17 protein-coding genes and 1 tRNA gene are annotated in these 26,106 nt (G+C 67.5%); 5 read left to right on the top strand and 13 right to left on the bottom strand.

The genetic code is table 11. The features are described 5' to 3' along the window. Positions 1–135: 135 nt before the first annotated feature. From ABJK40_RS01805 to ABJK40_RS01795, 3 genes are all read left to right on the top strand, one after another. Positions 136–1,551, top strand: a complete 1,416-nt coding sequence (locus ABJK40_RS01805) for an NAD(P)/FAD-dependent oxidoreductase (RefSeq protein ID WP_348478100.1) — start codon at positions 136–138, stop codon at positions 1,549–1,551. Positions 1,552–1,739: 188 nt separating this feature from the next. Continuing rightward, entirely contained in the window at positions 1,740–2,381 is a 642-nt protein-coding gene (locus ABJK40_RS01800; RefSeq protein WP_348478099.1) for a hypothetical protein, read from the top strand. Positions 2,382–2,507: 126 nt separating this feature from the next. Next, positions 2,508–3,347: an alpha/beta hydrolase gene (locus ABJK40_RS01795; protein ID WP_348478098.1), complete on the top strand. Its 840-nt coding sequence runs from the start codon at positions 2,508–2,510 to the stop codon at positions 3,345–3,347. 70 nt (positions 3,348–3,417) lie between these two features. Here ABJK40_RS01795 and ABJK40_RS01790 read toward each other — a convergent pair whose 3' ends face one another. From ABJK40_RS01790 to ABJK40_RS01755, 8 genes are all read right to left on the bottom strand, one after another. Further along, a complete protein-coding gene (locus ABJK40_RS01790) occupies positions 3,418–4,674 on the bottom strand; it encodes an acyl-CoA dehydrogenase family protein (protein ID WP_348478097.1) in 1,257 nt (418 codons plus the stop codon). A 270-nt stretch (positions 4,675–4,944) separates the two neighbouring features. Next, entirely contained in the window at positions 4,945–5,769 is an 825-nt protein-coding gene (locus ABJK40_RS01785; RefSeq protein WP_348478096.1) for a transglutaminase family protein, read from the bottom strand. After that, entirely contained in the window at positions 5,766–6,491 is a 726-nt protein-coding gene (locus tag ABJK40_RS01780; protein WP_348478095.1) for a proteasome-type protease, read from the bottom strand. The genes ABJK40_RS01785 and ABJK40_RS01780 overlap by 4 nt, the downstream gene beginning before the upstream one ends. Positions 6,492–6,727: 236 nt before the next feature. Then, complete coding sequence (locus tag ABJK40_RS01775) at positions 6,728–7,531, bottom strand: alpha/beta hydrolase (RefSeq protein WP_348478094.1); 804 nt, start codon at positions 7,529–7,531, stop codon at positions 6,728–6,730. 60 nt (positions 7,532–7,591) lie between these two features. After that, on the bottom strand, positions 7,592–9,316 hold the full coding sequence (locus tag ABJK40_RS01770; RefSeq protein WP_348478093.1) for a wax ester/triacylglycerol synthase family O-acyltransferase: 1,725 nt from the start codon (positions 9,314–9,316) through the stop codon (positions 7,592–7,594). 269 nt (positions 9,317–9,585) lie between these two features. After that, positions 9,586–11,232, bottom strand: coding sequence for a PEP-utilizing enzyme (locus ABJK40_RS01765; RefSeq protein ID WP_348478092.1), 1,647 nt, complete (start codon positions 11,230–11,232; stop codon positions 9,586–9,588). 1 nt (position 11,233) lies between these two features. After that, positions 11,234–12,046, bottom strand: coding sequence for an SDR family NAD(P)-dependent oxidoreductase (locus ABJK40_RS01760; protein ID WP_348478091.1), 813 nt, complete (start codon positions 12,044–12,046; stop codon positions 11,234–11,236). A gap of 71 nt (positions 12,047–12,117) precedes the next feature. Beyond that, the gene (locus tag ABJK40_RS01755) at positions 12,118–13,335 is read right to left on the bottom strand and encodes a cytochrome P450 (RefSeq protein WP_348478090.1); all 1,218 of its coding nucleotides are present in this window, start codon (positions 13,333–13,335) and stop codon (positions 12,118–12,120) included. Positions 13,336–13,564: 229 nt separating this feature from the next. On the opposite strand from ABJK40_RS01755, the gene ABJK40_RS01750 reads away from it, so the two are divergent. Together ABJK40_RS01750 and ABJK40_RS01745 are read left to right on the top strand one after the other, a co-directional pair. Further along, positions 13,565–14,230: a M23 family metallopeptidase gene (locus ABJK40_RS01750; protein WP_348510128.1), complete on the top strand. Its 666-nt coding sequence runs from the start codon at positions 13,565–13,567 to the stop codon at positions 14,228–14,230. 122 nt (positions 14,231–14,352) lie between these two features. After that, positions 14,353–16,731, top strand: a complete 2,379-nt coding sequence (locus ABJK40_RS01745) for a cation-translocating P-type ATPase (protein ID WP_348478584.1) — start codon at positions 14,353–14,355, stop codon at positions 16,729–16,731. 120 nt (positions 16,732–16,851) lie between these two features. On the opposite strand, the gene ABJK40_RS01740 is transcribed toward ABJK40_RS01745, so the two are convergent. The 5 genes from ABJK40_RS01740 to ABJK40_RS01720 form a co-directional block, all read right to left on the bottom strand. After that, positions 16,852–16,925 (bottom strand) — tRNA-Arg (locus tag ABJK40_RS01740). An 85-nt stretch (positions 16,926–17,010) separates the two neighbouring features. After that, a complete protein-coding gene (locus ABJK40_RS01735; protein WP_348478585.1) occupies positions 17,011–20,424 on the bottom strand; it encodes a M36 family metallopeptidase in 3,414 nt (1,137 codons plus the stop codon). A 78-nt stretch (positions 20,425–20,502) separates the two neighbouring features. Further along, on the bottom strand, positions 20,503–21,201 hold the full coding sequence (locus tag ABJK40_RS01730; protein WP_348478587.1) for a trimeric intracellular cation channel family protein: 699 nt from the start codon (positions 21,199–21,201) through the stop codon (positions 20,503–20,505). Between the two features lie 40 nt (positions 21,202–21,241). Continuing rightward, positions 21,242–21,670 (bottom strand): pyridoxamine 5'-phosphate oxidase family protein, encoded by a 429-nt coding sequence (locus ABJK40_RS01725; RefSeq protein ID WP_348478588.1) that lies wholly within the window; start codon positions 21,668–21,670, stop codon positions 21,242–21,244. 37 nt (positions 21,671–21,707) lie between these two features. Continuing rightward, positions 21,708–25,982, bottom strand: coding sequence for an ExeM/NucH family extracellular endonuclease (locus ABJK40_RS01720; RefSeq protein WP_348478589.1), 4,275 nt, complete (start codon positions 25,980–25,982; stop codon positions 21,708–21,710). Positions 25,983–26,106 lie beyond the last annotated feature (124 nt).

Raw genomic sequence — 26,106 nt, 5'->3', positions numbered from 1 at the left:
GGGCCCGTGGCGACGCCCGACGGCCCGGTCCCGCACGCCGCCACCCGGACACTTCCCGGGTACGTTGCACCCGGTGTGGCGCATCCCGGATCCGGTGGTCGCGAATGACCGCCTCTCCTCTCGTCGGGTGACATCGTGACGTCGGCGATCGTGGTCGGCAGCGGGCCGAACGGCCTGACTGCCGCAGCGCGCCTGGCTCGCGCCGGTCTCGACGTGACCGTGCTCGAGGCCGCGGCTGCGATCGGTGGCGGCACACGCAGCTCGGAGATGATCGTGCCCGGCCTCGTTCACGACCACTGCTCGGCGTTCCACCCGATCGCTGCAGCGTCACCGTGCTTCGCCGACCTCGACCTCGTGGGGAGTGGCGGCGTGCGCTGGCTCCAGCCCGAGGTCGACTGCGCGCATCCCCTCGACGACGGGTCCGCGGGTGCGCTGTACCGGTCGATCGGCCGGACGGCGGAGCAGCTCGGCTCCGACGGTGGCAGGTGGCGTCGATACTTCGGCTACGTCTCGGAACACTTCGACGACGTGTTCGCCGACGTGTCGCAGCCGGTGCTGCACCTCCCCCGTCATCCGCTCTCGTTGATGTCGTTCGGCTCGAGCGCTCTGTTGCCTGCCACGACCACGGCGAAGCTGTTGTCCACACCCCGGGCGAAAGCGCTCTGGGCCGGGGTGGCCACACATGCGCTCGCGCCGCTCGGCCGCCCGCTCACCAGCGCCGTCGGGACGATGCTGATCGCCTCCGCCCACGCTCGAGGGTGGGTCGTGGCCGAGGGCGGGTCGGGCACGATCGCCGACGCGTTGGCTGCTGACATCGAACGACACGGCGGTCGGATCGAGACCGGCGTCCGGGTCACGTCGGTCGCCGATCTGCCGGCGAGCGACGTTCTGATGCTCGACGTCGCACCGTCGATCGCCGCCGACATCCTCGGCGACCGGTTGCCCGCCCGTGTCGCCCGCGCCTACCGCCGGTTCCGTCACGGGCCGGGAGCATTCAAGGTCGACTTCGCGATCGACGGCGACGTCCCGTGGACCGCCGAATCGCCCCGGGCCGCCGGCACGGTCCACCTCGGCGGCGGTATCGAGGAGGTCGTGGCCTCCGAAGCATCGATCTTCCGGGGCGACATGCCCGACCGCCCGTTCGTGCTCGTCGGCCAGCAGTACCTGGCCGACCCGGGACGATCGGTCGGGAGCGTCAACCCGCTGTGGACCTACGCACACGTGCCGAACGGCTACACGGGCGACGCCACCGAGTCGATCATCGCGCAGATCGAGCGGTTCGCTCCCGGCTTCCGCGACCGGATCGTCGGCACGGCCGTGCGCTCCACCACCGAGATGTCGGTGGACAACCCGAACTACGTCGGCGGTGACATCATCGGCGGGGCGACGTCGGTGCGACAACTGGTCTTCCGCCCACGTGTGGCCCTCGATCCCTATTCCTGCGGGATCCCCGGGACCTACCTGTGCTCGGCGTCCACCCCGCCCGGTGCCGGCGCTCACGGTATGTGCGGCTCCAACGCCGCTGACCGGGCACTCCGGGAACTCGACTGATCACGATCCTCGGCGGCCGGACCGCGACGACGGTCGGGGAGAGCTCCCCGCAGGGCTGGCGAACCGACGACAGGTCGATTGCGTACGTTGTGGCGCCCATGGCCGGCGATCCGACGCCGTCCGACGCGATCCGCCGCGGGGACACCTCCCCGTGGGCGCATTCGGGAGCGATGCGTACCGTCGTCTCCATGAGTGACGATGTCAACGACGAGACCTCCCCCCGCCGACCTGCGCCGCCGCAGTACCCGACGGAGCCGCCGCCCGAGTCACCGACCGCGGGCCCTCCACCGGGTACCTGGGTGGGTTCGCCCGCCGACACGGCAGCCCCGGCGGGAGTCGAGCGAGGTCCCGTCGACGAGTCGGCGTGGGTCCGTTCCGTCTACCTGTTCGGAGCGTGCGCGGCCAGTGGCGTGCTGATGATCGTCGGTCTGCTGATGGCCGTGGGGTCCCTCGTCGCGGTCGTGAGCCCCGACAGCGGACTGCGCGACGGATGGGATCGCGGCCTCGTCGGGGCCACCCAGGTCGTCGACGAAGGGCTCGGTGTGTTCGACGAGTTCGAGCGGATGCAGCGCCAGGACGACTTCGAGGACATCTGCGACGGAGAGACCGACGACGCCTTCTGTGAGGATCTGGCCGACAGCATCGACGACGAGACCTCCACGATCCCCGACGAGGTGACCGACAGCATCGGGCTGATCCGTGACGAAGTCCACCGTCAGATCCGGATCGGGGCGATCGCGAAGCTGGTCGGCGGTCTGGCACTGGCGATCATCGGGTTCCTGGTATTCCGGTTCCACTCCAGGCAGGTCACCGTCTACGCGAAGGCCTGACTCGAGGTGTGACGCGAACGTGCCCGCCGGTTCATCCGGCGGGCACGCTGCGCGTGTGGAGGGTTCGCGGCCTCGTCGTTCGGGTAGCACCGCAGGTGACAGATGAAGCGACGTCAGAGGAGAGACATGTCCAGGATCCGTTCCACCGCCGGCCCGACCCCGATCGAACTGGAGGTGTACGACTCCGGCGGCGACGGCCGCGCCGTCGTGCTCGTCCACGGTTGGCCGCTGAGCGGTCACAGCTGGAAGCCGCAGAAGGTCGACCTGGAAGCGGCCGGGTACCGGGTGGTCTCGTTCGACCGGCGCGGGTTCGGGGACTCCGACCAGCCCGGCGACGGCTACGACTACGACACGATGGCGTCCGACGTCCACACGATCATGGACGAACTCGACGTTCGCGACGCCGTGCTCGTCGGCTTCTCGATGGGCGGCGGCGAACTCTGCCGCTACGTCAGCCAGTACGGCACAGAGAGGCTGTCGGCCATGGTCTTCGCCTCGGCCGTGCCGCCGTTCCTGCTGAAGTCCGACGACAACCCCGACGGTGGCCTCGGCGACGAGGACGTGGAGGAGATGAAGCAGGGGCTGGCAGACGATCGGGAGGCGTTCTTCGCCGACTTCTCGACGAACTTCTACACGAACGCCGACGGCGATCTCGTGGTCGGCCAGGACGTGATCGACACCTGGCTCGAACTCGCAGCACCGTGCTCCACCGAGGCGGCGCTCGCCTGCATCGACGCCTTCGCCCGGACCGACTTCCGTGACGACCTGGACAAGATCGACGTTCCGACGCTCGTGATCCACGGAAGCGGCGACCAGATCGTGCCGTTCGAGGTGAGCGGCAAGCGCACCGCCGACCAGGTGAAGGGCGCCCGACTGCACGTCATCGACGGCGGCCCGCACGGCGTGCTCGACAGTCACACCGAGGAGTTCAATCGCGTGCTCCTCGACTTCGTCGCGTCGATCTGACGGGCGCGCCGCGCTCCCCGACGACCTGTGTCGGGGTGCGCGCGCCCGGAATTGGTCGGGCCGGTACCGGTCAACCCTTGGCGCGACCCGTGTAGCCGAAGAGCGCGCCGGCGACCTTGCGGATCTGGATCTCGTCGGACCCCTCGGTGATCCGGTAGCGACGGTGGTGGCGGTAGATGTGCTCGAACGGCATCGCCCGGTTGTAGCCCTGTCCGCCGCAGGTCTGCATCGCCTGATCCGCTGCGTTGCAGCAGAAGCGGTTGGCGCGGTAGTTGCACATCGCCACCTTGTCGGTGATCTCCATGTGGTCGATCCCCGAGTCGAGTTGCCACGCGGTCTTGTGAATCAGCGCACGCAGCATCTCGCCTTCGGCGGCGAGATCGGCCAGCGGGAACTGGATCGCCTGGTTCGTCGACAGTCGCTTGCCGAACGTGGTGCGCTGGTTCGCGTAGTCGACGGCGAGGTCGATGCAGTGCAACCCCGCCCCGAGCGACGACGCCGCCTGGCGGATGCGGTTCTCGTGGACGAAGAGTTGTGCCGTCTGGAGGCCGAGACCCTCCTCGCCGAGGATGTCCTCGTCACGCACGCGGACCTCGTCGAGCCTCACGTGGGCGTGGTCGGTCGGCATGTTGAAGGTCCACATGAACTCCTCGATCCCGAAACCGGGCGAGTCCGTGGGGGTGATGAAACAGGTGATGCCGCGGCCGTCGCCGGGCTCACCGGAGGTGCGGGCGAAGATGTAGTCGTGGGTGGCGTGGTGCAGACCCGTGTTCCAGTACTTCTCGCCGTTGATCACCCATTCCTCCCCGTCGCGGACGGCGGTGGTCTCCATGTACGTGGCGTCGGAGCCATGGAGGGGCTCGGTCAGCCCGAAGCCGATGCGCGCGGTGCCCTCGAGCATCTTGGGGATCCACTCGGCCTGCTGTGCCTCCGACCCGTACTTCTCCATCATCAGCACCGTCACGAGGTTGCCGACGATCGAGCTCTCGTTCTGCAGGTCGTTGTGCAGGCCCAACCCCTTGCGGGCCAGGTGTTCGCGGATGATCGCCATCTCGAGGTTCCCGGCATCGTGGCCACCGAAGCGCTCCGGGAGTTGATGCCGGTAGAACCCGGCCTCGTCGGCGGCCACCCGCATCCGGCGGAGCAGCCCCTCCCACTCGGCGTTGGGAAGACCGTCGCGGTCCCAGTCGGTCCTGGCGTCCTCACGTCGGTGGTCGAAGAAGCGGATGTTGTCGTCCTCGTTCTCCATCGGCTTGATCGTCGACTCGATGAAGTCGTCGAGCTGTCCGAGGAAGTCCTGGATCGGTTCGGGAATGGAGAAGTCCATGCGACGAACGTAACGAGCCTCCGCCGCCGACCTCCGACCGAGCCGGTGGCAGGGCGATGCGGGGCGCCGATTCGAGCACGAAGAATCCGTGAGTGTCGTCTCGGAGATGCACTCGCTGCCCGGCCGCCCGTCGTCTCGGACGGTTCCACAGCTGACGTGGCGAAAATGTCAGTCTGGCCTGACGCAGCGACCTTCCGCGTCAGGCCAGACTGACATTTCACCGATGCTCACGGCGGAACCCATCCCCCGTCGGCTCGATGGGCTCGCCCGCTACGCCGTCGATGCGGTCGCCGGTTCCTTCTCCAACTTGCCATCGCTCGCGACCGTGATCTCCTTCTCCAGGAGGTCGGCGCGACCGACCAGCGTTGCGAACGGGGCGTCGGCGGCGTCGCGTCCGTACCCGATGCGGACGAGTGCATTGGACTGCGCCATGCCCGTCGGATCGAAGAGATACCAGTCGGTGCCGACGTACGCCTCGAAGAAGCCGTGGAAGTCCTGCGGATCGACACCGATGCCGTACCCCGACACGTACCGCGCCGGCACGCCGATCGCCCGACACAGCGTGATCGCCACGTGCGCGAAGTCGCGGCACACGCCGGCACGCTGCAGGAGTACGTCGGTGGCGCTGCTCGAACCGTCCGTCGACCCCGACTCGTACACCAGGTTGTCGTGCACCCAGTCGCTGATCGCCTTGACCCGGTCGTAGCCCGCCGGCGTGTCGCCGAACAGCCGGAACGAGAAGTTGCCGACACGATCGGACTCGCAGTACCGGCTCGGGTTCAGGTACGGCAGCACCTCGGCGGGCACCTCGTCGAACGGCACCTCGTCGAGGCCGTCCGGACGATCCGTCTGGGCCGAGACCGTGACCGACGCCGTGTAGGACAGGTCGAGTTCGCCGGGGTCGACGGTCAGACGGAGCAGTTGATGCGTACCGGAGCCGTACGGAACCATCGTCCACGCCACGTCGTCACCCAGGTCGATCGTCTCCTTCGTGACCGTTTGGTGGTCGGTGCGCGCCGCCACGATCGAGAAGGCGAACGACGCCCGCTCGGTGACCTCGTAGCGGAGGCGCGAGGTGATCAGGATCTCGTTCACGCCGAGCGCTCCGTTCCGACGAGTTCGCTCCACGGCGTGGGGAGTCGGTCGAGTGCTGCGTGGAGGTGGTCGTGCCACGCGGCGTGCACCGCCTCCATGTCGTTCTGGGTGAATCGTTGCATCGTGAAGTCTTCCTGGTCTCGGGGTTGGACGCCGATGTCGATCGGGAAGTCGACGTCGGTGGAGCTGGCGGCCGTGGCGTCGAACGCCAGGTATGCGAGCGAGATGGCGTGTTCGAGTGTGGACCCGGCGCGCAGGAGTCGGTCGAGGATCGGCTTGCCGTACGACGACCGGCCGATCACGAAGTACGGAGCATCGTCGGTCGCCTCGACCCAGTTCCCCTCCGGATACACGTGCATCAGGACCGGGTCGACGTCCCCGGGGAACCGACCGGCGAGGATCGCATGCGAGTCGAAGGTCAGGCCACCTTCGGCGAGAGACGGTTCGTCCTCCGCTCGGACCGCGCGGAGTTCGTCGCCGTACGCGCTGGCGAACTCGTGGAAGCGATCGAACTCGACGCCCGACGACAGGCGGTCCTGCATCCGAGCCACGACCTTGTCGCGTACGGAGCGCAGCCCGGACGTCATCACGACCGCCTCGCTGCGCCCGTCGGTCAACGTCGACAGCTTCGACTTGCGAGAGGTCTCGCTGCCGGTGACGACACGGGTGTCGGAGAGCACGACGATGCCGGCGTCCACCCTGATGCCGATGCAGAACGTCATGACTTCTCCTTCCTCGGTGGTCGCGGTCCGTGATCGGCACGGTCGACCCGTCCGATGTCGTCGTCCGATCAGTGTGGATGGCGTGGGACTCGACGCGCCGCATCGGCGGAGCGTCGTCGGTCACAGTCGATCAGAGCCCGCCGCACCACCCGCAGCCTGTCACACGGTGTCGGACACCGTTCGACGCCGTGGGGTGACCTCACGTCGCGAACGATTCGCCGTCGCCTGGTGGCGTCTCAGGTGGTGACGGCGTGCGGCAGCTTCGAGCGATCCAGGTCCTGCGCACACGGGAACGCGCTGCGCAGGTACCACGGTGCCGAGAAGTGCCGCCACTGGTCCTGGGGCTGTGCGAGGCGGTCGGCGATGGCGTAGATCGCGGCGGTGTTGAAACCGAGACCGCAATGGCTTCCGAACACCCTGATGTTCTCGGTGCGGTCGCTCTTGCGGATCAAGCAGGCTTTCCAGTTCACGACGCCGTCGGTGCGCGTGTAGATCGATGTGGCGGGGACCGCCAGCAGTGGTCGATCGGCCTCGCGTTCGGGGCTGCGGAAGCCCGGCGCGTGGTACCTGCGCAACGAATCCCAGATCCGCGACGCCGACGACGTGTCGTTCTCGATCATCTGGATCGGGCTGCCGAGCGTGATGACCTGGCGGACGAGATCGGGCCGGGCACGGGCCAGTTCGCGCGCGTAGATCCCACCCAGGCTCCAACCGATGACGGACACGCGCTCGCCCTGTCGGTCGTGAGCCTTCTCGAGTCGGTCGAAGATGCCGTCGAGGATTCGGCGCGTCGGACCCACGTTGACACCGAGACCCCACCCGTAGGTTCGGTAGTCGAGGTCACGCAGGAGTCGTCGCAGCGGCTGCGTCGAGCGATCCCCCGTGGTGAAGCCGGGGAAGATCAGTACGGGGTGGCCGTCGCCCTTGGGGAGTCGCCGCAGCGCCGGCAGCATCGCCGACATCTGCGCACGCTCGGCCACCGCGCGGTACTCGAGAGCCGCCATCCACGCCGGAGGCGCCGAGATGTTCTCGTTCGTCATCGGACCCTCATCCCGACGACGAACGTACTGCGTCCATCGGGTGCCCGGAGCGTCCAGCGCTCACTTCCTGGATGCAGTCTTCTTCGTCGCAGTCTTCTTCGACGCGGCCTTCTTCGATGCGGCCTTCTTCGACGCGGCCCTCTTCGATGCGGCCCTCTTCGATGCGGCCCTCTTCGTGCCCGCCGGGATCGAGGGAGCGCCGGTCACGGCGCGCTCGTCGGCGACGCGTGCCGCGACCTCCGGACTGCTCGGTGGGACCGCCTCGATGCCGAGCCCGCCACGTCGCATCGGTGGGGGCATCGGCGGCTCGGCCCACTCGGCGCCGGTCGCCTCGAACAGGCGGGCGATCTCGTCGACGTGCAGGTCGACGAGGTCCCAGAGGTCGGGCACGAGTTCGCGATCGGAGATCAGGCCGATGTCGAGGCGGTCCTCGTAGCTGTGCACGGTGATGTTCAACCCGACCCCGTCCGAGATGGTCGACACCGGGATGTACGCATCCAACTTCGCGCCTGCGAAGTACAACGGCTCCCGGGGGCCCGGAACGTTCGAGATCACGACGTTGATGGGTGAGTTCATCCGGTCGGCGAGCTTCAGGCGTCCCACCAGGCGAATGGCAGACGCAGCGATGACGGGCGACGTCATCTGGGTCGCCTGCATCATCGTGTCGGCGGGGAGGAGGTCGAGTTGGCGCTTGGCCTGCTTCATCGCGTCCCGGCAGAGCGCCACACGCTCGACGGGGTCGGCACAGTTGGTCGGGAGTTCACACACGATCGCCGTGACCCGGTTCGTCCAGACGTCCTCCTCGTCCCCGGTCCGGATCGACACGGGAACCATGGCCCGCAGCGGTTCATCGGTCAACATGTCGTGACGGATCAGGTACTCACGCAGCGCGCCGCTGCACATCGCCATCACGACGTCGTTGATCGTGCCTCCGGTCGCGTCCTTGAGCGCCTTGACGTTCGCGAGCGACACCGACCTCATCGCGAATCTTCGGTTCGGCGTGACGGACGCGTTCCACGGGGTCTTCGGCGCCGGACTGAGCGGGATGCTCACGCTCGACTCGTTGTCGTTGGCGTTCGAACCGCTCGACGTCGTCACCAGTGACTTGATCGCGTCGCGCGCCTGGCTCGCCGCGCTCCCGACGCTGTCGATGCCGGCCGCTTCGGCCAACTGACGCACGACACGGAGCTGGAGGCGAGCAGCCTTCACCGGATTCGTGGCGAGATGACGCACGGTCTGCTTCAGGAGTTCGCTGTCCTTGGGGATCGCCTCGCCTGTCCACTCGACCGGCTTGAGCACCCACTCGGAATCGGGGGCCGGGTCGGTCATCATCTTCAGCATGATCACGCCCGACGCTCCGTCGATGGTGGCGTGGTGCGTCTTGGACAGCATCGCCCAGCGGCCGTCGGCGAGGCCTTCGATCACGTACACCTCCCACAGGGGACGGCGGCGGTCCATGTGGCGGCCGACGATCCGCGCGACCTGCTCACCGAGTTGGTCGTCCGCTCCCGGCGGGGCGAGTCCGATGTGGCGGACGTGGTAGTCGAGGTCGAAGTCGGGGTCGTCGATCCAGTAGGGATGGTCGAGGCCGAACGGCACGTCGACGAGGCGCCGTCTCAGTGGTTCGAGGTTGCCGACCATCACGCCGAACCGCTCGTACACGTGCTCGAAGGGCTCGAAGTCGTCGGACGGTCGCTCGTAGATCGACAACCCGTTGACGTGCCCGTAGGTGTTCGGCGTCTCCATGTACAAGAAGCTCGCGTCGAGCCCCGACAGCTGTTTCATGTTGATCCTCTCTCCCCGAGGTCACGAGGTGTGACCGAGGTCATCATGCCTCATTCCGCGATCGACGTGCGAATGCTCATCGCGCGACCCTCGACGTGAGCCAGGCCCCGCCCGAAAACGGGGCGATCCTCACGCCCAGCCCGACGTAACGCCCGACGTGAGCGAAACCCCGCCCTGGAACGGGGCGATCCTCACGTGCAGCGCCGGATGTGGCGAACGCTGGGTGATGGACCGACCCGGCCGGCGTGAGGTCGCGAATCCGGTCGACGTCAGAGCACGGTGACGAGGCCGGTGTCGCCGTTGACCTCGATCTCGACCCCGTCGGGGATCGACCGGGTCGCACCCACGGCGCTGACCACGCAGGGGATCCCGAGCTCGCGGCTCACGATCACCGCATGACTCATCGTCGCGCCGACGTCGACCACCACGGCCTCGGCCGCGAGGAAGAGCGGCGTCCACGACGGGTCGGTGATCGGCGCGATCAGCACATCGCCGGGGCCGAGGTCTCCGGGCTCCCCCGGGTCGAGCACCACGCGTGCTCGCCCGCGGGCCACACCGGGACAACCGGCGATGCCCTGCATCGTGTCGCCCGACCGCAACGCCACGGCCGTCGACGCACGCGCGTCCCAGGTCTCCATCGCGGGCACGGTCCCGTCGACGATGAACGGCGGGATCAGGCTCGACAGTCGACCGTGCAGTTCTGCACGCTCCTCGATCAGCCCGCCGAACGCAGTGGGACCGTCGAGATAGCGCGTGAACTCGTCGACGTTGAGCAGGCAACTCTTCCAGCGCTCGTCGACGCCGCCGCCGGCAGCGGCTCGCAGGTGCATGGTGTTCTGCGCTCGACGGACGGCGTGGATCGCCTTGATCACCGTGGTCTTGGAGCGTTCACGGGCCTGGGAGAACAACACGGTCGCCTGGTACGCCTTGTCGAACTGGAACCGGTCGATCCGGTTGAGTCCGCCACGCACCTCGGCGAGCGCGCCGTCGCGCACCGCGGCGAGTCGGGTGGCCTGCGCACCGGGAGCATGCGTGTCCGAAGCGGGACGCATCGCGTCGATCGCCGCCGTGGCCATGGCGGGTCGGAAGCTCCAGGGGTCCGATCCGATGTCCCACTCGTTGGGTCCGCGTGTGCCGAACTCGGCGAGGAACCGGTCGAAGCCCGCTGCGTACTCGGCGCTGTCGGGATCGAGGCGGGACAGCTTCCACATCGCCGCCGACGGTGCAGCCGATTCGATGTCACCGATGCCACCGAGGATCGAGACGAGGAGGTCGGGCGTGCCGGCCTTGACGACGAGGTCGATCATCGCCCCCGACACGAGCGCATTGGAGAACGTGTTGTCGATGTGGCGCGAGAACAGCGCTTCGAAGAACGGCCGGAACGACAGGCAGTACGCCATGAGCTCGTCGTTCGACGCGTCGTCTCCGGGATATCGGGCGATGAAGCGGTCGACCTTGACCTTGTCCTGCTCCATCGCGGGCAGGTCCTTGGTCGACAGCAGACGCAGCAACGTCTTGCCGAGCATCAGCGTCGTCCTGAAGTTCTTGTCCCCGTCGCGCGGCGCATAGCGGGGCGCATCGGATTCACCGAAGAACATCGTGTCGATGTTCTCGACCTTGCCACCCGGGGCGCGCACCCCGAGGATGCGTACGTAGCTGGCGTTGATGTAGCAGTAGCCGCCGAAGACGCTGAGGATGATCATGTCCTCGTCGTCGGGGAAGTCGCCGTCGGCGACCAGTCCCATCTTCACGAATGCCTGGCGCCATCCGTCCTCGGCCGCCTTGCCGATCAGGTCCCACGTGAAGGGCAACACGACCTCGGGGAACACCTCGCCGACGTTGCCACGCGTGTACAGCGGCCACTTGCGACTCGGAGCGTTGTCGGTCTCCCAGATCTTCTCGAACGATGCGGTCATGTCAGCCCTTCTTCCAGTCGTGCGGGAACTTCGTGCCGACGAGCGCACCCTCGACCAGGCGGCGCGGCGCATTCGACAGCAGGTGGTAGATGCCGTAGCGCTTCGGCAGTCGGACGAACCGCTTCTCCTGCAGGACGGCGTCGACGGTCGCGTCGGCGATCTGTTCGGGCGTGAGCTTGGGCAGGAAGCCGAGACGTGCGAAGCGCTTCAGTCCCACTGCGGCGAACGGGCGGTGGTCGTTCTCGAGGCGTTCCCACATCTCGGTCTCCACCGGGCCCGGACTCACCAGGGTGAGGTCGACGCCGGTGCCCTTGATCTCCAGTCGCAGCGTCTCGGTGAAGTTGGTGATGCCGGCCTTGGTGCCGGAGTAGGCGGCGAGGCCTGGAAACGGGATCGCGCCGGCGACCGAGGACATCTGCACGATGTGGCCGCTCCCCCGCTCCAGCATGTGCGGCAGCACGTCGCGCGTCAGCAGCAGCGTCGCTTCGAAGTTGAGGCGGGCGATGGTCCGAAGCGCATCGCGGTCGGTGGTGGCGAAACTGGTGGAGGTCTCGACGCCTGCGTTGTTCACGAACACGTCGATGTGACCCATCGTGTCGAGGCACGTCGCGACGAAACCGTCGACGTCATCGGGGTTCGTGAAGTCGGCCACGATGCGGTCCCCCACGATCCGGTCCGCGATGACTCGCAGCTTCTCCTCCGATCGGGCCGCCACGAGCACACGAGCCCCCTGTTCGGCGAACGCGTGCGCCATCGTGGCCCCGATTCCCGCCGACCCGCCCGTGATCACCACGTGCTTTCCGCTCAGGTCCACGAGACGCGCCCCGGTCCGTCGAACGGTGTCAGACCGAATGGTCGTCGCACGGTTTCCGACACCGAGTGGTCTCATCGGAGGACGACCGGGATCTCGCGTGGGCCGCGGATCTGACCGTTCGTCCACGTGGTCCGCTTCGAGCGGTCGATCCGGTACTCGGGGAACGCCGCACACCACTCCTGGAACGCGACCTTCATCTCGAGGCGCGCGAGGTTCGAGCCGAGGCAGCGATGGATGCCCAGCCCGAACGCGAGGTGGCGGTTGACCTCGCGATCCATGAGGAACTCGTCGGCCCGTTCGAACGCGGCGGGATCGTGGTTGGCGGCGGGAAACGTCACGAGCACCTGCTCGCCCTTGCGCACGGGACAACCGGCCACGGTCGTGTCGCCGATCACCTCCCGACCCATCGTGACCGGGGCGTAGAAGCGCAGCACCTCCTCGCTCATGGTGAGCCACAACGGATCGTCGAACGACAACCCCTTCAGTCGAGCGAGGTCGGACGGGTTGCTCCCGAGGTGCCACAGCCCCGAGCCGATCGCGCTCCACGTCGTGTCGATCCCGGCGAGGATCAGCAGGAGCAGGTAGCCGAGCTTCAGTTCGCGATCGATGGGTTCACCGTCGATCTCGGCGTTGGTGACCAGGGTGGCCAGATCGTCTCGCGGGTCGTCGGCGCGAGCGTCGAGCAGATCGCCGAAGTAGGCGCGCATGTCGGCGGTGACCTCCTCGCGGACCCTGTTGTCCCGTGGGGCCAACTGGAAGTTGCGGTAGATCCAGTCGCGGAAGATGTCGGCGTCGGAGTCGGGCACGCCGATCATCTGTGCGATCCCGTGGACCGGGATGTGCTGGCTGTACTCCGCGGCCGCGTCGGCCGTGTCCCGCCCGGCCAGCTCGGCGATCAGGCCCCGTGAGTACTCGCGCAGCTCGTCCTCCATCTGCTCGATCCGCTTCGGACTGAACGACGGCAACAGGAGTCGACGATGACCCTGGTGATCGGGTGGGTCCGACGTGATCGGCGGCGCCGGTCGTCGTTTCGCATCGGGCTGGGCGACCGACACGAACCGCGAGGAGAAGTTCTCGGTGTCCTTGGCGATGGCCGACACCGCATTCATCGTGACCGGCATGAACGCCCGCCCGTAGCGTTCGGTCATCGCCATCGGGGTCACCTCGCGCACGGCATTCCAGATGTCGATCGCGTCGGTGCCCCACTGGGAATCCAACCAGTCCCAGTCGTTCACCCAGTCGGTGACCGGTGCGGCGTCGATCGACCCCGGATCGTTCTCGTACCCCATGGTGGAACCCCCATTCCAGATCTGGCACTTCGTCGTGATCGCAAAGTAGCCGCCGGCGCCGTGACGTCGGCGCAGCAGACGATCCAGGACGGCCCGGCTTCGGCGCCTATTGGCCTGACGACACCGAAATGACACGCGTTGTCGACGCAAACGAGTCAGAACTTCACTCTTCGTGACTCACGCCACCTGAACGACATCCGTCCGTCATCAAACTGTAACTTGACTCGCCATGTCCAATGACATGACCGCCCGCCGACGCCGAGCCGCCCTCGTCGCAGCCACGTCCGCCGCCGCCTTGTTCTCCTCTCCATCCGTCTCCGTCGCCGCCCCCTCCGACCCGACCCCCACCGACCAGCCCCCCACCGACCAGACCTCCACCGACCCCGCCCTCACCGACACGGTCGTCGAGGCGCCCGTCGAACTGCTCGCGGCGTGTCCGGTCGACGCACCTGCGACGTTCGAGGACTCGTGGGGCTGGCCTCGATCGGGCGGCCGCTCGCACGAGGGCGTCGACATGATCGCCGACCGGGGCGCCCCCGTGATCGCCGTCCGCGACGGCGATGCACTCTTCAAGCGCAACTCGCTCGGCGGCAACGCGGTCTGGCTCACCGCGGCGAACGGCGACAAGTTCTACTACGCCCACCTCGACGGCTTCGCCGGCGAGAGCCGAACGGTGGAGGCCGGCGACGTGATCGGCTTCGTCGGCAGCACGGGAAATGCTCGAGGCCCCCACCTGCACTTCGAGACCCTGCCCGCCGGCAACGTCGAGAACCCGTACCCGCACACCGTTGCCGCGTGCGTCCCCACGCTCGACGAAGTCGCTGCGATCTTCGAAGCCGGTGCCAACGCGCTGAACGACCCGACCGTATGGGAGCGATTCATCCCCGCCTCGTGACGCCGCGAGAGCGACCACGTCCGGATGTGAGCGCGCTCGCCACGCTCCGCGATCGATCGGACCTGCGTCCACCGAGCGGTGCCCGCGGGGACCTCCCACCGCTCGGATACTCTCTCGGCGACATGACTGACGCCACGATCGATCCGGTGGACACCTCCAGGGGACTGACGGCGGCGCAGGTCGCGGAACGCCGATCCGACGGACGGACCAACAACGTCCCGGACGCGCCGGTCCGCACGCTGGGCGAGATCGTCCGCGCGAACGTCCTCACGCCGGTCAACGCGATCATCTCGACGCTGTTCGTGCTGATCCTGGTGGCCGGCTACCCGGCCGACGCGCTGTTCGCAGGCGTCGTCATCTCGAACTCCGTCATCGGTGTGCTGCAGGAACTCCGAGCACGCCGCACGTTGCACCAACTCGAACTGCTCAATGCTCCCAAGGCCACCGCCCGGCGCGACGGGGAGAACGTGGAGTTGGCCGTCAGCGAGGTGGTCGCCGACGAACTGCTCGTGCTCAAGCCCGGCGACCAGATCGTGGTCGACGGCACGGTCGAATCGGCGGTCGGCCTCGACGTCGACGAGTCCCTCCTGACCGGCGAGAGCGACTCGGTGAGCAAGAAGCCGGGCGACGAGGTGATGTCGGGCAGCTTCGTGTCCTCGGGCTCCGGGCTGTACACCGCCACGGCGATCGGCGCGGAGAGCTATGCCGCCAAGCTGGCCGAGGAGGCCCGCGTCTTCAAGCTGGCCGACAGCGAACTGCGCGCCGGCGTCAACACGATCCTGCGGTGGCTGACCTTCGTCATCCCCCCGGCCGCCGTCCTCCTGCTGATCCGCCAACTGAACAGCGACGAGGTGGACCGCTGGCAGGACGCACTGCAGGGCACCGTGGCCGCGGCGGTCGCGATGGTGCCCGACGGCCTGGTCCTCTTGACCAGCCTGGCGTTCATCGTCGGCGTGATCTCACTCGCCCGACGCAAGGCACTGGCGAAGGAACTCACCTCGGTCGAGTTGCTCGCACGCGTCGACACGCTGTGCCTGGACAAGACGGGAACGATCACCACCGGTGAGATCAGCTACGGCGACGTCCAGCCGCTGCCCGGCGTCGACGCCGAGTACGTGTCGGAGGCGCTCGGCGCGCTCGGCGCGTCGGACCCCAGCCCGAACGCCACGCTCGCAGCGATCATCACGGCGAACCCCGCCCCCGACCCGGAAGCCGGATGGGTCGCCGACGACATCACCCCCTTCAGTTCCGCACGCAAGTGGGCGGCCACGCACTTCGAAGGACGCGGCTCGTTCTACATCGGCGCACCCGAATTCCTCATCGACCCCGACGACGCCGAGACACGGGCGCTGGTGAGCTCACGCGCCGATGCGGGCAGCCGCGTCCTCGTGCTGAGCCACGCCGACGGCGAACATCAGGGCGAACGGCAGCCCGACGTGCTCACGCCGCTCGCGATCATCTCGTTGGAGGACACCGTGCGCAGCGACGCTGCGGAGATCCTCGAGTTCTTCCGGGAGCAGGGCGTCACGATCAAGGTGATCTCCGGCGACAACCCGTCGACCGTCGCCGCGGTGGCACGACGAGCCGGCGTGCTCGGCAGCGAATCGGGCACCGACGCCCGGGACCTCCCCGACTTCGACACCGACGCCGAGGCGTTCGGGGACTGCGTCGACGCTGCGGCGGTCTTCGGTCGCGTCACCCCGCACCAGAAGCGGGCGATGGTGAAGTCGATGCAGTCGCGTGGGCGCGTCGTCGCGATGACGGGCGACGGCGTGAACGACGTCCTCGCCTTGAAGGACGCCGACATGGGGATCGCCATGGGCGACGGCAGTTCCTCGACGCGCGCAGTGGCCCAACTGGTGCTGCTCGACAACCGGTTCTCCACCCTCCCCCGCGTGCTCGCCGAAGGTCGACGTGTCATCAACAACATCGAGCGGGTGTCGAACCTGTTCATCACCAAGGCCACCTACGCCGTGTTCCTCACGCTGCTGGTCGGTGTGGCCGGGTCGCCGTTCCCGTTCCTGCCGCGCCAGCTCACGTTGATCGGGACGTTCTCCATCGGACTGCCCGGCTTCTTCCTTGCGTTGTCCCCGAACGAGAACCTCGTACGGCCCGGCTTCCTCCGCCGTGTTCTCCGCTACTCGATCCCCGCCGGCATCGTGGCGGGAACCGCTGCGTTCGTCGTGTACGAGGTGGTGCGCCGCATGGACGGCGTGATCCTCGCCGAGGCGCGGACCGCGGCCACGATCACGCTGCTGGGTGCCGGGCTCTTCGTGTTGCTCTCCGTGAGTCGGCCGCTGCAGCTCTGGAAGGTCGGCCTCGCTGCGGGAATGGCGTCGCTGTACGTGGTCGTGATCGTGGTCCCGTTCTTCCGCGACTACTTCGAGCTCGATCTCCCCGGACGCGACCAGTGGATCGTCACGATCATCGGCGCCATCGCGGCTTCGGTCGGCGTGTGGGTCGTGCCGGCGATCGTCGCCCGACTCGTCCCCGACGACTGACCACGACGGACCGCACACGTCGAGCGCCCACGTCGAGCGCCCACGGCAGGAATCGAACCTGCGGCCTGCCGCTGAGGAGACGACCACGACGGACCGCACACGTCGAGCGCCCACGTCGAGCGCCCACGGCAGGAATCGAACCTGCGGCCTGTCGCTTAGGAGGCGACCGCTCTATCCGACTGAGCTACGTGGGCAACGCGTGAGAAGTCTACGAAACGAATTCCGGACACGTCGCTATGAAGGCCCAGCGTCGACGGCCGGGCCTCCTCGGACGTCGAGTCAGGACGGGAAGTCGCCGAACACGTCGAGGATCACGTGCGCCGGCTGACTCACGAACACACACACCGTGCCCTGCGCACTCACCTTCGTGATCACACCGTTCGCGATCGGCTGACCCGCCTGATAGTTCAACGACGACGTCCCCGGCTGATCCTGATCACACGCGAACAACGTCGCGAACCCAGGAGCCAACGCACCCGGCACCGTCAAGTTCACCGAAATCGACCGCCCCGCATACTGCGCACCCACCGGAACCGTCAACGTCGCACCACCAGCAACACGATCACCACCACCATCACGCGTGTCGATCGCACGATCCGGACCCACCGCGACGTACGGCGGCGGCTTCGGCGTGACGGGCGCCGACGGTGCCGACGCCGGACCCGGGCCGGCGGCGGTGGTCGCGACCACCGTGAACGTGTACGCCGTACCGTTCGTCAGACCGGCGACTGTGCAGGTCGTCGCGCCGGACGTCGCGCACGTCGCTCCTCCGGGTGATGCCGTCACCGCGTAGGCGCTGGGCACGCTGGCGCCGGGCGCCGCGGCGGGGGCAGTCCACGACACCGCGACCCGGCGATCGCCGGGGACGCCGGTGACGGCGGTCGGTGCGGCCGGCAGGCTCGGCGCGATGATGTCCGTGCTGACCGAGTTGCTCACGGCCGTCTCGGTGGCGCTCGTTGCGTTCGCCACGTTGGTGACGGAGACCACGGTGCCGATGGAGACGTCGTCGACCCACCAACCGGCACTGGACACGCTCGAGTCGGATGCGCCGCGGAATCGGATGCGAGCGTTCGTCCCGGCGAAGCTCGACAGGTCGACGACCGTCCTGCGGTACACCAGCTGGCTGCCCGTGAACGCCGGACGGCCGGCGATCGGGCTGCTGAAACCGCCACTGATCGTGCCGTTGTAGCCGTTCGCGGTCATCTGTGGGCCGAGATCGGCCCACGTGGCGCCGTTGTTCGTCGAGATCTCGACGACACCTCCGTCGAAGCCGCTCTCGAGGTCGTGTCGATGCCAGAAGGACAGTCGCGTGGTCGACAGGATCGACACCGGAGTCGTGAGCGCGAGGTACTTGTCGGACACCGAAGCGGGGTTGCCGGCGAAGACGGAGTTGGTGCCGGTGTGCGGGTCGACCGCATCGATCACCCAGTCGATGGAACCCGATGCGTGGCTGAGCGTCCAGGCGGACGCGTCGGGTTCGAAGCCGTCGGTGAAGACGGCGACGGAGAACGGACTCGCGTTCGTTCGGACCCGGAACGAACAGGATCGGCTCTGCCCCGGTGTGAGGGTCCCGACGACGAACGTCACCACGCCGGCGGCCTGGGTCCCTCCGCATCCGGCGGATCCGGCGACATAGGTCGTGCCGCTCGGGACCGCATCGGTCACGATCACACCGGTCTGGTTCGTCGTTGCATTGCTCTTCGCGACGAGCGTGTACGTGATCTCGCCGCCGGCCCGTGCGGTCGCCACGTTCGCGGTCTTGGACACCACGAGTGGGAGGCATTCGCTCGGAAGATCGAATGCCTGCGTTCCATCGGTCCTCGAGGACGAGAGACCCTGGGTGGCGCTGAATCCCAGTCCGCGTTTGGCGAAGGCGGTCCAGATCAGGCACGTGTTGGCGCCGGCGTTGCCGGCGACGTCGGCGGCCAGGATGGCGTCCCGCGCGTCGACGAATCCGGGCGAGCACGGTTGCAGTTTCATTCCATCGACGACGAGTTGCATGGCGATGTTGTTGCCGCCCGAACCGCTCGCCAGGTCCGCGTCGAAGCCGTAGCGGTCGACCAGCGCCCACGTCATCTCCCACAGCATGGTGCCGAACACCTCGCCGACGCCGTGGGGAACCGCCGCCGTCTTGATCGTGTCGTAGGTGTGACCGTTGATCGACATGTCGGTGCTGTACGGAGCGGTACGGATGCCCGGGCCGGTGATGGGCTGACCGAGTGCATAGGTGCCGATGCCGCGGGCCTGCGGTCCGGTGTCGGTGGAACGCATCGTCGAGACGAGCGCCACGAAGTCGCTCCATCCTTCACCCGCTTGCTCCTGGTTGCCGAGGCAGGCAACGGTGCTCGGTCCGCCGGTCAGGCGGCTCGACAGGCCGTGGCCGAACTCGTGCATGACGACCCCGTTGTCGAGGGCACCGTCGCGGGTGGGCGCCGGGCTGGTCCAGTTGAACATCTGCATCCGGGGGGATGCGCCGTCGGCAGGCGTCGAGAAGTTCGCGTTGTTGGTGCCCGAGCCGTCCTGTGCCTCGGCGTTGAGCGCGTCGTTGCCGGTACCGCCCCGGCCGTAGTTGTTCACCTGGAAGTTGCCTGCGGCCTCGTCGAAGCCGTACGCGTAGAGGAAGTCGTGAGCGATGTTGGTCCAGTAGAAGAGGTTGGTCACGGCTGCCGGTTGGTACGTGGACGGTGCGTTCGCCAGGTCGATCGGGAAGTCGAAGTCGAGGCCGGCGCCGCCGTTGGGCTGACTCGCGACGTCGGCAACGTTGTCCCCGTCGGTGTCGGTGTAAGCGGACACGTTGTTGCCGCGGGTCACCGTGAACTCGGCGCCGGCGACGCCGTTCGTGTCGTGCCAGCCGAACGGCGATGCGGTGTCGTCGGCGGGCTGGTTCACGAGTGTCCGGCCGCCGAAGGTGGGTGCCTCGGTCGGCTGGGCGTACACCCGATACGACGAACCGTCCGCGACGAGGTCCGCCGATGTCTCCGACGTCTCCGTCGAGCTCGGCTCGGGCAGCACTGCGTCGTGGGCCGATCCGCCGCCGAAGTCGTCGTGCACGGTCAGGTTGTTGCGATCGAGTTCTTCGCCTGTCGCAGCGTCGATCCGGATCTGCCACCAGTCGTGGCCGTCCGGGGTCTCGATGCCGAGTTCCCACGCCAGTCGGGTGGACTTCGCGTCCACGGGTTGGAACACGAGTCGGGCCGGGATCGGCGACAAGGAGATTCCGGCGTCGCTCAAGGTCTGAGACCGGGCAGCCCCGATCGGCGCGTCGACGACGTCGAACGACGACGACGGCTCGAGTCCGAGGATGTCCGCTGCGGATTCGGCCGCGTCCACCGCTGCGATCTCGGGGACCGCATCGTTCGCCACGACCGCCATGAGCCGACTGGCATCGTTGAACACCGAGCCGTCTCCCTTCACGGCGATGTTGGCGATCGCCCCGAACACGTCGATCCCCTGGTGCTGCTGCTGTACGTACACGTGGGTCAGGCCGTTGTGGTCCGTCGGCACCACACCGGCCACCACGAGATCGGACGCGTCGGTCACACTGGCCGACGGGGACTGCGATGTCAGATGGTCGAGCGCGACGCCCACCGGATCAGGCGGTGCGGCCTGGACCCCCGGCGCGGCACTCGAGCCGGTCGACATGACGAGCATTCCGGCCAGCAGTCCGCCGACCACGCACAGGCGACACCTCATGATTCCCCTCCCAGGTCCTCGAAGGAGGAGAAAATATCACACCATCGCGACGAGGTGTTCCGAATTGTCGGGGACGGATCAGGCGGCTCCTCGAGGCTTGGGGGCTCGCCATCCGAATCGGATCGCAGCGAGCCGCACGACGAAGACGACGAAGGCGATGGCGATCGCGAACCCGCCGGAGTAGAAGTCGTTGCGCCAGGCGATCACGATCGCGGTCGCTCCCAGGGCCGCCGGGATCGCGTACAGCCGGCTGTTCGGGTGGAACAGGTGGGGTGGGTCGTTGGCCAGGACGTCGCGGATGATGCCGCCGCCGGTGGCGGTGACGACGCCGAGCAGCACCGCACCCACCGCATTCGCTTCGAAGGCCGACGCCTTGACTGCGCCCGTCACGGCGAACAACCCGAGTCCCGCGGCATCGAACAATTGGACCGGCGTGGCGAAGCGATGCTCGATCGATGCGTGCGCCACGAACACGATCACGGCAGCGACCAGAGGGACCACGAGGTAGAGCACGTCGTCGAACGCGGTCGGCGGGGTGGCGCCGAGCACGAGGTCCCGGATGATCCCGCCACCGAGCGCCGTCACGAGCGACAACGCCACGACACCGACCAGTTCGAAGCCCTTGCGCACGGCGAGCAGCCCACCCGACACGGCGAAGAAGAACACGCCGACCAGATCGACGGAGCGTTCGAGCGTCGCATCGAGACCCGTGGCCGAGTCGACCTGCGCGAGCAGTCCGAGAATCATCGTGTCGGAGAACCAAACGGAGCCGGACACCGAATGAACGAAGCAGCCAGGTCGACCCGTGGAGAACTTCTCATTCGGTGTCCGCCACCGTTTGGTTCGTTCGATCGTCGACGGGAAGACAGTCGTTCGCACAGCCGGTCGCCGAGTTGGCGAAGCCCGGCGCTGCGGAACGGTGCAACACGGCGCCGCGGGGCGCGAAGCGGATCAGGTGCTTGCCGTCGGGGACCGCATCCGTACCATCGACAGCGGTGGCGAGGCCGTCGACGATCAGGCTGTAACCGTCGTGATCGAGCGGCGGGTAGCAGAGGGTGACCACGGCGCCCGTGGTCGAGTTCCGTGCCGTTCCGGTACTGACCGACATCAGCAGGGCGTCGCCGTCCCACTGCGGGGACAGGCTGACCAGGTGCGGCGTGGCATCGGGTCGGACCGTGAGCAGGTAGGCCCACGTGTACTCCGCGGTCTTCGCCTGGAGATCGGGCAATTCGACGGGGATGCTCATGCTCCGATGATACGGAGCACGAGCATCCCCGACCGGATCAGCGGGTGTAGCCGACGATGTCGATGACGAGGTCGGTCGCCGCGCTCGAGAAGATGCAGATCTCACCCGACGAGTCGAGTTGGACGATCATCTCGTTGGCGCCGTTCACGCCCGCTTCGTAGTTGAGAACCGACGTGTTCGACGGCGGGACTGCGCAGTCGTGGACCGAGAGGAAGCCACGGGCTCCCGGGTTGGCCACGGTGATGTTCAGCACGACGAGGTCGGCGTCAGCCGGTGTGTTCGCCCGGTCGGCGATCACCACGGCGACATCGGCTCCCGCTGCGAGGCGCCCGGACACCGAAGTCTTGAACGGCTGGGCCGTCGACGACGTGATCACCGCCTCGGGGCGGGTGTCGAGCACCCGTTCCGGCGCCACCGTCTGGAGCGGGCTCCCGACGGGCAGGTACCCGACGACATCGGCGATCACGTCGGTCTCGGCCGACGTGAGGATGCAGATGCCACCGTTCTCGTCGAGCGGTGCGATCAACTCGTTCGCACGGGTGACCCCCTCGACGAAGTTCAGCGACGACGTGGTCGGGGACTCGATGCAGGGATGCACCGTGACGAATCCCTTGTCGCCCGGGTTGACGGCCGCCACGTTGACGATCACCGCTGCAGCATCACCGGGCACGTCGCCGCGTCCGGTGATCTGAACCCGCTGCTGGCCCGCTGCCCGGCCCGCTCCGACGAACTCACCGTCGACGGTGACGCCGGCGGCTCGCGTGTCGAGGAAGCGGTTCGGGGCGAGTGCGACCGTCGACGAGTCCTCGTCGACGTAGCCGGCGACATCGACGGTGAACTGGATGTCGGTACTGCTGAGCACACAGATCGTGCCGTCGTCGGACAGCGGAGCGAAGATCTCGTTGCCGACGTTCACTCCGGCGGTGTAGTTCACGGACGAGACCGTGGGAACCGCATCGGTGCACGGGAAGACCGTGACGAACCCGGTCGCCGTGGTCCGAACCGCCGTCACGTACATGACGACGGCGTCGGCTCCGACCGGAACCGGGCCGCGGCCGGCGATCTGGAACTCGGTGACGGACGAGGCGGTCAACGCCCCACCCGCCTGTTCCAGTCCGTCGATCGTGACCCCGTCGGCGCGGGTGTCCACGAACCGACCACGTTCGACCGTCGACACAGCGGGCTGCACGACTGCGACGTCGCCGTCGGTGATCGTGACCGTCGCAGACGGTGTCGCGATGGCCGTGGTCACCGGGTCGATCAACTCGACCAGGAACGTCTCGGTGCCTTCGACGACGTCGTCGTCGACGATGCCCACCGTGATCGTCTGGGCCGTCGAGTCACCCGGTTCCCACGTGAGGGTTCCGGTGGTCGACGTGTAGTCCGGACCTGCCAGCGCCGAACCGTCCACCGTGCGGTAGTCGACCGACGCGCTCAGCGAGTCGTCGGCGCCGGTGCGGGTGACGGTCAACGTGGCCGTCCCGTCCGACTCGTCCACGGTCACGTCGGAGATCGACACCGTGCCCTCGGCCGGGGCCACGTCACCGTCGGTGATCGTCACCGTGGCCGAATCGGTTGCGATGGCCGTGGTCACCGGATCGAACAACTCGACCTCGAAGGTTTCGCTGTCCTCGACCGCGGTGTCGTCGATGATGTCCACCGTGATCGTCTTGGCGACCGAGTCACCCGGCTCCCACGTGAGTGTGCCGGTGGTCGCCGCGTAGTCCGAACCGTCGAGAGCGGTCCCGTCGACGGTCTGGTAGCTGACCTCGGCGCCGACGAGATCGTCGGCTCCGGAACGCTCGACGGTCAACGTGGCCGTTCCGTCCGACTCGTCCACGGTCACGCCGGAGATCGAGACGGTTCCCAATTCGACGTCCGGTCCGGTCAGGTCGAGTCCGACCAACACGGGATCGTGGTCCGAGGTGCGGAACTCGTCGGGTGCGTAGTAGTCGTCGATCTGGGCCGGCGTCTTGAAGTTGGTGTTGTAGTCGAGCACCGGCACTTCGTCGGAGTTGATGTGGTAGTCGGCCGCGCCGGTCACCTGGGCAACGAGCGACGAGGATGCGAGCGCGTAGTCGAGGTACCCCCACTGGCCGTCGAAGACGTAGCCGTAGGGATCATCGCTGTACTCCGGTGCCAGGTCGACGTAGTCAGCCACGATCAGCACGTCGATCGGGTCTTCCTTGGCGTACGAGTTGAGGTCGCCGAGCACGAGCGTGTCGGGGTCGTCCAGGCCGGTCGGCGATGTGTCGAGCCAGTCGACGAGTGCCTCGGCGGCTGCGGTGCGTGCTGGGTTCCAGCAGCCCTGACCATCGCCCTGATCGGCATCCAAGCCGGTTGCGCCACCGCAACCCTTCGACTTGAAGTGGTTCACGACGACGGTCATCGTGCCACCCGTGGCCTTGTCGATGAAGCTCGCGGCGAGCGCAGGGCGGTTGAGCGTGTCGATGAATTGCGGATCGACCGAAGAGTCGAGGACGGCGAAGTCGCCGACCTGGGCCACGGCAGCGGTCCGGTAGATGATGCCGACCTTGATCACGTCGGTGCCGATGAGGCCGGCGTCGACGTAGTCCCAGGCGCCCTCACCCTCGATGTCGTTGAGGCCGGCGACGATGTCACCGAGCACGTCGACCGTGCCGCCGCCTGCGAGCTCGGAGTTCTCGATCTCCATCAGGCCGACGACGTCGGCGTCGATCTTGGTGAGCGCGGCCAGCATCTTCGTCCGCTGACGTTCGAATTCCTCCACGTCCTCGGCACCGCGACACTCCTGCCGGTTGGCCACCGGGCCGCAGTCGTTTCCACCGTCGTCGAGCGTGAGGAAGTAGTTGAGCACGTTGAAGCTTGCGGCCTTCAGGCCCCCACCGACGGCGGGAGCTTCGGTCGGGCGCGGGTTGGCCGTGACGAACTCGATCGGCTCGGTGGCCGGACGAAGGCGGTACGCGTTGCCCGACGCCGAGTTGCCTGCCCACGTGTAGGTCATGACGCCGGTTGCTCCGGTGGTGGTGTCACCGCCGCGCAGGGGGTTGTCCGCCGAGAGCGGTGCCCCGTTGCCGCCGTAGATGATCGTCGCCGGGTTCTGATCGTTGGTGGTGTCGTCGATGATCAACCGATTCAGGTTGTTGGCTGCCTGCACGGCTTGCGCCGCCGGTCCCGGCTCAGCGACCGCCGTCGGGTTGTCGAGGCGACCGTCGCTCGACACCACGACCTGGCCGAAGCGGCCGAGCTGGAAGTACTCGGTGGCGGTGAGCGCCTGCGGGAACGTGACGAGCATGCCTTCGACCGCTTCGAGCGAGTCGGCGTCGGCGACCGGCAGGGTCACCTCGGTCGGCGTCACGCCGGGGGTCGTGACACCGTCACCCGGCGTCGTGATGCTGATCGTTGCCGAGCTGAGTTGGGTCTGCTCCTCGAACTCGCTGACCGTGCCCGTCACCTGGACGACGTCGCCGAGGCCGACTTCGTCGGCAGCGTTGGTGAAGACGAAGATGCCTTCCGACGTCGCCGGGTCGGCGTCCGCGTCGAGATCCTCTTCCTGGACGTAGAAGCCGCGCAGTTGGGGTTGTGGACCCTCGAAGTCCGCGACGACGACGCCCTCGACGAGCACGTCCGCTTCGTCGAGGCACGGCGACACGTCGGTGGCGCCCTGCACCTCGCTGATCAGCGTGACCTCGGGTGCCAGTGCGCACTCGCGGACGGGAGGCGGCGGCGCCGTGTTCAGCGACCCGAAGCTCGCCGCGACCGGCCCGATCCAGTCATCATCGACCCGCTGCAGCGACTGCCCGATCGGTGTGTCACTGGGCTCGAAGACGCCGATGTCCGTGGACGTCAGTCCGATCGCCGGACCGTTCGTTGCGGTCAGCGTGCCTTCGTAGCTGAGGAACTGGACGACGGTTCCCTCGTCGTCCACGAGTGCGATTCCATCGGGCTCCGGCGCAGCCGGTGAGCCGCCGTTCTGGAGACCGTTCGCCGGATAGGTCTGCACGACAACTCCGGATGTTCCATCGAGGTCTGGGATCGCTCCGCTCAGAGTGGAGGTTCCATAGGTGACTCCTCCATTGCCGTTGTAACGAACAATGGTCCAACCCGTCAGATCTGTCCCGGCCGGGCCGGTGATCTCGACACCCTCGTCAACATCGCTGCCGTCGTTGTCGTAGTGGATCTCGCTGAGATACACGGGGATGCCTTCGGGATCGAAGGCCTCGACCGCGCCCGGCGCAGCAACGAGGGCCGAACCCGCCATGGCGAGTGCGGCGAGGATCGACGACCGACGGCGTGGTCCGGTCGATGACGAACGAGGTGGGATGAGTGACATTCAGGCTCCAAGTGGTCGTGAGTGCCCGCACGATGCCCGTCCTGATCGACGCCACGATGGCCGATGTGTGAACAGAATGCAAATGGTCATCGAAAACGACAGGAACATGACGCAGCAGCGACAA

The organism is Ilumatobacter sp. (assembly GCF_039969435.1).
GTDB lineage: Bacteria > Actinomycetota > Acidimicrobiia > Acidimicrobiales > Ilumatobacteraceae > Ilumatobacter_A.
This window is presented reverse-complemented; position numbering and strand designations above follow the sequence as displayed.